This window comes from Streptomyces fuscichromogenes (assembly GCF_014645815.1).
Classification (GTDB): domain Bacteria; phylum Actinomycetota; class Actinomycetes; order Streptomycetales; family Streptomycetaceae; genus Streptomyces; species Streptomyces fuscichromogenes.
The window spans coordinates 1-9,091 of sequence record NZ_BMML01000064.1; the positions used below are offsets into that span (position 1 = coordinate 1).

7 protein-coding genes are annotated in these 9,091 nt (G+C 69.0%); 4 read left to right on the forward strand and 3 right to left on the reverse strand.

Features of this window, described 5'->3' with window-relative positions; translation table 11 throughout:
- Window positions 1–47: 47 nt before the first annotated feature.
- The 3 genes from IEZ11_RS49670 to IEZ11_RS49680 form a co-directional block, all read right to left on the reverse strand.
- Window positions 48–3,629, reverse strand: a complete 3,582-nt coding sequence (locus tag IEZ11_RS49670) for an nSTAND1 domain-containing NTPase (RefSeq protein WP_189269726.1) — start codon at window positions 3,627–3,629, stop codon at window positions 48–50.
- Window positions 3,607–3,954 (reverse strand): CU044_2847 family protein, encoded by a 348-nt coding sequence (locus IEZ11_RS49675; protein WP_189269727.1) that lies wholly within the window; start codon window positions 3,952–3,954, stop codon window positions 3,607–3,609. The genes IEZ11_RS49670 and IEZ11_RS49675 overlap by 23 nt, the downstream gene beginning before the upstream one ends.
- A gap of 536 nt (window positions 3,955–4,490) precedes the next feature.
- The gene (locus IEZ11_RS49680; RefSeq protein ID WP_189269732.1) at window positions 4,491–5,159 is read right to left on the reverse strand and encodes a hypothetical protein; all 669 of its coding nucleotides are present in this window, start codon (window positions 5,157–5,159) and stop codon (window positions 4,491–4,493) included.
- Window positions 5,160–5,566: 407 nt separating this feature from the next.
- Between IEZ11_RS49680 and IEZ11_RS49685 the strand changes: the two genes are divergently transcribed.
- The 4 genes from IEZ11_RS49685 to IEZ11_RS49700 all read left to right on the forward strand — a co-directional run bounded on the left by IEZ11_RS49685 (window position 5,567) and on the right by IEZ11_RS49700 (window position 9,030).
- Window positions 5,567–6,301 (forward strand): GntR family transcriptional regulator, encoded by a 735-nt coding sequence (locus tag IEZ11_RS49685; RefSeq protein ID WP_268239979.1) that lies wholly within the window; start codon window positions 5,567–5,569, stop codon window positions 6,299–6,301.
- 71 nt (window positions 6,302–6,372) lie between these two features.
- Window positions 6,373–7,887 (forward strand): aldehyde dehydrogenase (NADP(+)), encoded by a 1,515-nt coding sequence (locus IEZ11_RS49690; RefSeq protein WP_189269729.1) that lies wholly within the window; start codon window positions 6,373–6,375, stop codon window positions 7,885–7,887.
- On the forward strand, window positions 7,884–8,747 hold the full coding sequence (locus tag IEZ11_RS49695; RefSeq protein ID WP_189269730.1) for a halocarboxylic acid dehydrogenase DehI family protein: 864 nt from the start codon (window positions 7,884–7,886) through the stop codon (window positions 8,745–8,747). Before IEZ11_RS49690 ends, IEZ11_RS49695 begins: the two co-directional genes overlap by 4 nt.
- A gap of 76 nt (window positions 8,748–8,823) precedes the next feature.
- Window positions 8,824–9,030 carry a tautomerase family protein gene (locus IEZ11_RS49700; RefSeq protein ID WP_189269731.1) on the forward strand — a complete coding sequence of 69 codons (207 nt, stop codon included), beginning with the start codon at window positions 8,824–8,826 and terminating at the stop codon, window positions 9,028–9,030.
- Window positions 9,031–9,091 lie beyond the last annotated feature (61 nt).

Below are 9,091 nucleotides of genomic sequence, written 5' to 3' on the forward strand. Positions count from 1 at the left end.
CACCGCTGACCAGCAAGTCCGACCTCACCCAAGACCCAGAAACCCGATTAGCTGCGGAACCCGGGTTTGTGGGAGGCCAGGTCCCACAGTTGCGTGACGTTGTCGGTGGTGCTGGCCGCGAGGGTATGGCCATCCGGGCTGAACGCCACCGACCACACGGAACCGTTGTTACTGGGGAGGGTCCTGCTCAGCTTGCCTGTGGCCACGTTCCACAACTGGACTGTCTGGTAGTCGTTGCCGACGGCGAGGGTACGGCCGTCCGGACTGAACGCAACAGACCATACGTGTCCCTCGTTCGCGGGGAACACGCCGCGTGCTTTGCCCGTGGTCACGTCCCACAGCCGTGCGGTGCCGTCTTCGCTTCCGGTGGCAAGGGTGCGTCCGTCCGGACTGAAAACGACGGCCCTTACCGGAGCAGTGTGACCCGTGATGATCTTGCGGGTCGCACCGGAGCGCAGGTTCCACAGCCGTACGGTCGTGTCATCGCTTCCGGTGGCAAGGGTGCGGCCGTCCGGGCTGAACGCCACCGCCTCCACTGCGCCCCTGTGGCCGGACAGGACGGTACGGGTGGCGCCTGTGACCACGTCCCACAGCCGGGCGGTCTCATCCTCGCTGCCGGTGACCAGTGTCTGCCCGTCGGGGCTGAACGCCACCGCCCATGCCGCGTCCGTGTGGCCGGTCAAGGTAATACGGGACTCACCGGTGGCCGGGTCCCACAGTCGGGCCGTGTTGTCGGCGCTTCCGGTGGCGAGGGTACGGCCGTCCGGACTGAATTTCACGGCCCAGACCGCCTCCTTGTGGCCGATGAGACGGCCTCGGGGCTTGCCTGTGGCGACGTCCCACAGTCGGGCGGTGTTGTCGGCGCTTCCGGTGGCCAAGGTACGCCCGTCTGGACTGAACGCCACCGAGTACACCCAGTCGCTGTGGCCGATGAGACGGCCTCGGGGCTTGCCGGTGGGCACGTCCCACAGTCGGGCGGTGTTGTCGGCGCTTCCGGTGGCCAAGGTACGCCCGTCCGGACTGAACGCCACCGAGTTCACCTGATCGGTGTGACCTTTGAGGACGGCGCTGTTCTTTCCTGTCGCCACGTCCCACAAGCGAGCCGTGTCATCAGTGCCGCCGGTGGCCAGAGTGCGCCCGTCCGGACTGAACGCCACCGACCACACCTCGCCCCGGTGGCCCCGCAGGGTGGTGCGGGGCTTGCCGGTGGCCACGTCCCAGAGGCGGGCCGTGCCGTCGGTGCTTCCGGTGGCAAGCGTTCGGCCGTCTGGGCTGAAAGCCACCGAGTACACCTGCCGCCGGTGGCCCACGAGACTCCGATGCAGCGGGAGAGCCGCCGCATCCTGCAGACTCGCAACGGCCTCAGGGGTGTGGCTCGTGCGGTACGCCTCGACGGCCAGCAGCGACGCCAGATCGGGGTTGGTGGCGATGAGATTGTCGGACTTGGCGGCGAGTTGCCGGGACAGATCCGCCTGTTGCTCGGCCCTGGCCGTCCGCCACTGCCACACGGCGCCCCCCGTGGCGACGAGCGCAAGGGCCAGCACCGTCGCCAGGATGATATTGAGGCGTCTGCTGCGTCGGATGGCTTCCTGTTGGTGTTGCTTGCTCGATGCCAGGTAGGCAGTGATCTCGCCCGGTAGATGACGCTTCTGAGACCAGTCGAGCCCCTCGGCGAGCGCCGTCCCGGTGAGCAGGTCACCGGGATCGGACGTTTCGGCCCAGCGAGCACGCCTCGGGCGGACTTGCTCGAGCCACCCCAGGAAGCGGTGATCCTGACGTACCCACTCTTGCAAGGTGTCCCAGTCACGAATGAGGGCGTCGTGGATCAGTTCGGCCACCGGTTGGTCTGCCGGGGCCTCGGCGTTCCGGTTCAGGCCGGGCGTGTGGGTAGTGACGATGCGGTGGTGGGTGAGCGCGGATAGAACCTCGTCGAAGGGGCCGTCGCTCTCCGGCTTGGCGTCAGGGTCGCTCGCCAGGTCGCGCAGTTCTCGCAGGGGAACCTGCGCGCGGACGGCAGGAATACGGTGGACGGGATCGGCGGGCCGTACCAGCGACGTCAGTATGCGTTGGGCCATGGGGCGCTGGTGGCTGGGGAGCTGGTCCAGGGCGGCGTCCGCCCACCTGGCAAGGCTGCCCGTCACACCGCCGATGCGCTGGTAGGCGTCGTGGGTGAGGTATCCCTCGCGGCGCCTCTCCCACAGCTGGCTCAAGGCCACCTCCACCAGCGGGAGTACGGTGGCAGGCGCCTGTCCGGCGGTCGGTCCTTCGGGAGCTGTGGCAAGTACGTCGTTGACGATGTGCCCGGGTAGTCCGGGCTCGAAGTGCGCTCCCACGTCGTGGGCGGGGAAGGTGACGATGTCGTGCAGGTCACGCCGACTCAGCATCGCCGGCACATTGAGGACGCCCGGCGTCGCGGCTTCCAGCAGGGTGGGGGCCAGGGCGGCGAGATGAGGATAGAAGTCATCGCGCATTACGAGGAGCACGCCAAGTCTGCTGTGGTCGTCCAGTGCTTCGATGATCTGGTCCGTGATTGTCCGGCGGCGGTCCGGTGGGCCGGGGCTCCGCTGGGTCAGCAGCTCTTCGAACTGGTCGACGACGAGCAGGAGACGCTCGCACGTGGGATGCGCTGCGAGCTTGCGGGTGACGGCTACGGAGAGCCGGTCACTGCCGGCCCCGGGCAGTCCCGCGCGTTCCAGTTCGGCCGCCATGTCCTGGCTCGGCCGTACGGCCAGCGGGAGCCAGCTGTCACTGCCGGGCAGACCGCCTGCGGCCAGCGCGGGCAGCACGCCGGCCTGGATCAGCGATGACTTGCCCGAGCCCGAGGGGCCCAGCAGGAGCTGCAACCGCCGGTGGTGTGCCAGAGCCGCCAGCACCCGGTGCACCGCGTCCTCTCTGCCCTTGAACCAACGGGCATGCTCGGAGCCGAACGACTCCAATCCTCGATACGGAATGACGTCTTGCTCCGTCAGTTCGGGCTGGATTTCCCGGAGCACCTGTGTCGGGGTGACGTAGGCGATGCCTTGCCCTCTTTCGTAGGCGTCCGGGGCAGTGATCTCGGTGACCATGCCGATCACCAGCCCGGTGATCTCATTGAGGACAGGCGCACCGCTGAAGCCGGTGGTCAGATCGTTGGCGGCGGTCAACTGCAGAAGGACACCACTGCTATCCACGGGGCCCAGCAGATCACCGCACACGCCGAAGCCGAGGTGCCCGCCGGCCGGGGCTTGAGCGGGGAATCCGAACGAGCGCACCTGATGCCCCCGACAGCCTTCGGCCGATCCGAGGGGCAGTACGGTCATGCCAGGCGACGTGGCGTTCAGGCGCACCATGGCTACGTCTTCCGCGTCCGGGGATCGCCATGGCCCTTCCAGCACCTGCCCCTGCACATGGGGAGCGCCCTCGACGTGGGGAAAGACCAGCTGTACTGTCCCGCCTGGGCTCGACCCGGCCGCATGTACCACGTGCGCACAGGTGACCAGGAGATCCTCTGCCACCAGGAAGCCTGCCCCGGCCACCTGGGCCTGCCGCCCGAGGATCTGTGCTACGGCACTGGGCAGGCCTCGTGCGCGTCGACTCTCCGAACCCGTCTCTGACACGTCCATCGGATCAGCCCGAACCACCGTCGCCATGGAGGGGTTGGGACTCGCTCCTCATCCACTTGACGGTCACCTGCAGGTGAGCGTGGGCGCCCGTCTTGGTGATGACAGCTCCAGCCTCAACCTCGAGGTCAACCCCGAATTCGACCGCAATCTCGTGAGGTCCGGCCTTGCGTAGTTGTTCGAGGGTGGTACGCGCCGCCCCCGTGATCGGTTCCAGCGCCTCCTGAAGGCCTTTCGGCAGGTCATGGATCGCCTCACCGATACGGCCGGCCTTCACGGGCCCGTACGCTGCGGACGACGCCTCGATCAGCACGCAGCCTCCGCCCTCCAATGCCATCCGGGCCAACTGGTTCAAGCCGCCTCCTTCCCTAATCCTTTGACAGGCTCTCCCCCCTGTTGAGGAACGCACCTCGGGCTGTCGGCCGAAGGCGGGACCTGGCGCACAAGCACGCCACCACAAGCAGGCTTGCCGCATCACACTGATCGTCATCGAATTCGACACGGGGGCGCAGCCCAAGTAGGCCGTTCGGCTCAGACTGGCAGTCACGCCCCTTGCACTTTCCGAGGCGCTCATCGAGGGCTGAGGCGAAACACGCTCGAGGAAAGGGATCCCAGTGACCCTAGATGATCGATTCCAAGAAGGTGCCCGCCGAGAGCTCGGCGTGAGCGCTGGCTGCTTGCGCTGAAGGCACCTGAGCGTCTGCGTGTGAAGCGGATGACGCTCTACGACTGGGCCTTCACCTGGGAATCGGAGGGCAGAACACTCGGGCTCGGTGCCGAGAGCCGAGCGCGCTCCACGGCTGTGAAGTGTGGTGACGGGCCGGACGGCGAGACACGGACGGTAGGCAGAATGATCGTCACGAGCATGATGACCTGGAACAACTAGCGCGGTCATGTCTGCTGCGAGTCAGGTCCTCGGCCCTGTCTGACGCTGGGATAGGGCTCAATATCCAAGCCTTCCTTCCTGTCGATGCGGAGTGTGGCCACCAGGGTCCTGGAGCGCGCTGCACCGATGCGGAGTCGCTTGCGCAGGGTCTCGGCGGAGATCGGTCGTCGGTGCTGTTTCCAGTGCTCGGCATCCTCTCTCCGGGCTCTTTCAAGGAGGGTGTCATGTACGGACCGTATCTGCCTGTGTTCATACCCCACCGTTTCCTGCCCCAGTGATCCCTCCGCCGCCGCCAGGCGCGCGCCGTCCTGTTTTCCCACGGCACTCATCGCCTGCAGGAGGCCGGGGCCCACTTCAGCCCAGCCGATCAGCAGCAAGGGGCCTACTGCGTCGAAGGCGGCTTTGCCGGTCTGGCCGGACAGGAGTGGGTCTGTGACGTTGAGGGCCAGGGTCATCAGGCTGGACAGAATCAGCAACCGGCGTGCCGGGCGTAGTTGTTCGGAGGGCGCGCCTTTCACGGCGAGATAGCGGATGGCGAGGAGGAGGCCGAGGACTGAGAGGTCGACCGCGGGTGCTACCAATGGTGCGACGAGGGCGGGTACGCCGAGGTGCGTCGCCAGGGCCCATACGTTGCCGAAGCCGAAGAGGAAGGTCAGGCCGACGACGGTACCCATGATCACGGTGACGTACCGGAAGGCCGTTGCCTGTTCACGAGGTCGTCGCCCCTCGGGCAGGGGGCGAAGGGATGGCTGCGGTCGGCCCCTCATTTGGCCCTGCTCCGCGGGTCAATCCGGTCGCCCGGGAGGAATGGTTCTGGTCGATCCTGTGGTGCGGACTCAAGGGCCTCGTCCGCTCCGGTGTCTCCCCGACCGCTCCGCCGAAGTTGAAGATCGGCCCGCAGCACGACCGGTTGGGCTTTTGGTTCAACTCGGACCTCGGACACTGGCTACAACGGTACGAAATCGAGGACCTCGACCTTACGGTCGCGGTCCTCGTCGCGTTGTGCGGCGAAGTGCGCGGCGGCCCCTTTCGGGGACCTGGGATAATCGCAGACCGGACCCGGCGGCGAAGCGGAGTGGTGATGGTCGAGCGACCCGGTCGAGCGAGCACGCAGGAGACGAGCCCTCGCCGTAGGAGGCCTCGCGCCGGGAGCGGGGAGTCCCTGAGCGACCTGGTGTACGAGCGTATGCGCACGGCGATCCTCCAGGGGGTGTACCGGCCCAACCAGCGGCTTCCCGAGGACGAGCTCGCGGCGGAGCTCGACGCCAGCCGTACGCCCGTGCGTGCCGCGCTGATGCGGTTGGTGGACCAGGGGCTCGTGGTGCGGGTGCGGCAGGGCTGGGTCGTCCGCGAGCACACGCCGGACGAGATCCGCGAGATCTACGAGGTCCGGGGCGCCCTTGAGTCCATGGCGACCGGGCTGGCCGCCGTCCGGGGGTCGGAGGAGCAGCTCGCCGCGATCTCCGCCATGTACGCGGGCCCGACCGCGCACTACGTGAGCCAGCCCCGTTCCGAACTGGGCCGGATGAACCGGGAGTTCCATCAGGCGATCGTGCGGGCCTCCGCCAACCGGCGGCTGTACGACGAGTGGTTGCGCAACCGGGACTTCGGCGTCACCTACAACATGGCCGCCCTGTTCACCGCGGAAGAGGCCGTCCTCTGCATCGAGGGCCACAAGAAGATCATCGAAGCCCTGCTGGACCGTGACCGCGACCGGGCGGAGCGGCAGGCCAGGATTCATGTCGAGGACGTCCAGGCCGCGGCCTCCCGCCGTCTCGATGCCGTGCGACCCTCCGCCGGTCTCTCCCTGGACTGAGAAGGGGCTCCCCCTGAAACAAGGGGGAAAGATCCTTGTCGGCTTGGATACAAACTTGTATCCTAACTCGTATGCAAAATGGCTCCCAGGTGTTGTCCGGGTCGCTCGACAAGGCCCTGTCCGCCGCGACGCGGTCGTTCGCGCAGTGGGGCGGCTTCGCTCCGGGCCTGCGCGTCGCCGTGCTGCGCGGTCTCTCCGAGGAACTCGCGGCCCGGAGGTGCGAACTCGTCGCGACGGCGGCCACGGAGACGGGGCTGGGCGGACAGCGGCTTGCCGGGGAGGTCGAGCGGACCCGGCTCCAGCTCGCCCAGTTCGCCCGGTTCATCGAGGACGGCGGTCACTTCGACGCGGTGATCGACCCGGCCACGGACGCCCGTCCCGACGTCCGCCGGGTCAACGTGCCCTTGGGTCCGGTCGCCGTGTTCGCGGCGAGCAACTTCCCGTTCGCGTTCGGCGTGGCCGGTACGGACACCGCCGCCGCGCTCGCGGCCGGCTGCCCGGTGATCGTCAAGGGGCACCCCTCGCAGCCGGAGACCGCGCGGCTCGTCGCCGCCGCGGTGCACGCCGCGCTGACCGCGGCCGGGGCCCCCGCCGGAGCGTTCCAACTGCTTCCGGAGAGCGGACTCGACACCGGCCGTGCCCTGGTCCGGGCGCCCGAGATCACGGCGGTCGCCTTCACCGGCTCGCTCACCGGTGGCCGGGCGCTCTTCGATCTCGCCGCCGCCCGCCCGCGTCCGATCCCGGTCTACGCCGAGATGGGCAGCCTCAACCCGGTCTTCCTCCTGCCCGGCGCGGTCATGGACGCACCCGAGGACCTGGCCGACGCCTACGTGGAGTCGCTGACCGCGTCGAACGGGCAGCTCTGTACCAAGCCCGGCGTGACCTTCCTGCCGCAGGGAGAACCAGGCGACCGGTTCGTGGCGCGAGCGGTGCGGCAGGTCGAGAAGCGCGAGCCCGACGCCGTTCTCAACGGCTCGATCTGGCAGCGACTCGTGACGGGCACCGCCGAACTCGCCGACCGGCCGGGCGTCACCGTGCTGGCCGGGTGCTCGGCACCCGACGGCGCGGGCCGCCGCTTCCCGGTGAGCCTCGTGCAGGCCGCTCTCGACACCTTCCTCACCGACCCGGCGCTGACCGAGGAGCGGTTCGGACCGTTCGGAGTGATCGTCCGGTACGACACACAGCGGGCCCTCACGGCGGTGGCGTCCCTGGACGGCCACCTCACCGCGACGATCCACCTGGGCACCGGCGACGAGGACGACGCCCGGCGGCTCGCCGCGGACCTGACCGGCAAGGTGGGCCGGCTGGTGTGGAACGGCTGGCCGACCGGCGTCGCCGTGACCGATGCCATGCACCACGGCGGGCCGTACCCCGCCTCCACCAGCGCCGCACACACCTCGGTGGGCACCCACGCGATCGCCAGGTTCCTGCGCCCGGTCGCGTTCCAGAACAGCCCCCAGTCGCAGCTGCCCGCCCCGCTGCAGGACGCGAACCCGATGGGGATCCCCCGCAGGGTGGCGGGCCGCACGACCGCGGAGGCGATCGGCCCGACCACGACGAACACGGAAGGACGGGCACGGAAGTGACCCACACGCAAGCCTTCACCGCGAGGGAACGCGACGACGCCGCACGCGGTTTCCTCCTGCTGCCGACCCTGCCCGCCGGGCCTGGACTCACGCCGGAGGCGGCCAGGGTGCTTCAGGAGGTGCCCGGGTACCTCGGCGTACCGTTCGTCAGCCCGGTCTTCCAGGCCCTGGCCAACTGGCCGGACTACCTCGTACCGGCCTGGAACGCCTTCAAACCGGTGCTCCGTTCACCGGAGTTCGCCGCGGCCGCCGCGACCCTGCGGGTCCCGGCCGGGCTGCTGCCCGAGCCGGACCCGTCGCTGCCGACCGACGGCGCCGACATCGACCTGATCCACCGCTACACCATGACGTTCCATCAACTCCTGCCGGAGCTGCTGCTGTTGACCTCATGCTGGTACCGGGGACTCACCTCGGACGACGGGCCGGCGGCCGACCCGGGGGCGCTCGACCCGGGCCCGCGCGGAATCCGGCCCGGCGCGGTCAACGTCACCCCGGACGGCAGCGCGCCCACCCCCGAACTCGCCCGGGTCTACGAGGAGATCCGGACCGCGCACGACCACCCCCGCGTGCTCAGCTTCTACCGCGCACTCGGAAACCGGCCCGCCTTCATGACCGGCGTGTGGGACCGGTGGGGACCGGTCGCCGTCAGTGCCGAGTACACCGCCGCACGTGCGGAGATCCTCGCGAAAGCCGCCGCGGCCGCCGCCGCTCTCCCCGCGCCGGTGACCGGCACCGGGACGGCCGGGGAGGCCCGAGCGATCCTCGCGCTCTTCCGCGGCCGGCTCATCCCCGCTCTGTTCCTGGACACGGCCGCCGTGCTCGCGCTCCTCGGCGAGACCGACGCGATCGCCTCCGCCTGAACCACCGCCCCCTCCGCTCCTGCCCGTGCGATCCGGCACCCCCCACCATCGTGCACGCTCCGAACCCGGGAGAACCATGCCCAACATCACCGTCGAACTGCTGGCCGGCCGAACGCGCGCCCAGCGCGCCGAGTTCGCCCGGGTGGTGACCGAAGCCGTGGTCGACGTGCTCGGCGCTCCGCGCCATCTGGTCCGCATCCGGTTCACCGAACTGGCCCACGACCAACTCGCCCTGGGCGGCGAACTCACCGAACCACCCGCACCGCGCGCGGATTCCGTCTAGGTCGTGTTTTGAAAGATCACTGCTGTCCGCAATGATCTGCGCGTGGGACGGGGAGATCTGT

Excerpts from the sequence above, each read along its gene's own strand:
- IEZ11_RS49700 (WP_189269731.1), top strand. The coding sequence starts at position 8,824 with ATGCCCAACATCACCGTCGAACTGCTGGCCGGCCGAACGCGCGCCCAG.
- IEZ11_RS49685 (WP_268239979.1), top strand. The coding sequence starts at position 5,567 with ATGGTCGAGCGACCCGGTCGAGCGAGCACGCAGGAGACGAGCCCTCGC.
- IEZ11_RS49690 (WP_189269729.1), top strand. The coding sequence starts at position 6,373 with ATGCAAAATGGCTCCCAGGTGTTGTCCGGGTCGCTCGACAAGGCCCTG.
- IEZ11_RS49680 (WP_189269732.1), bottom strand. The coding sequence starts at position 5,159 with ATGGGTACCGTCGTCGGCCTGACCTTCCTCTTCGGCTTCGGCAACGTA.
- IEZ11_RS49670 (WP_189269726.1), bottom strand. The coding sequence starts at position 3,629 with ATGGCGACGGTGGTTCGGGCTGATCCGATGGACGTGTCAGAGACGGGT.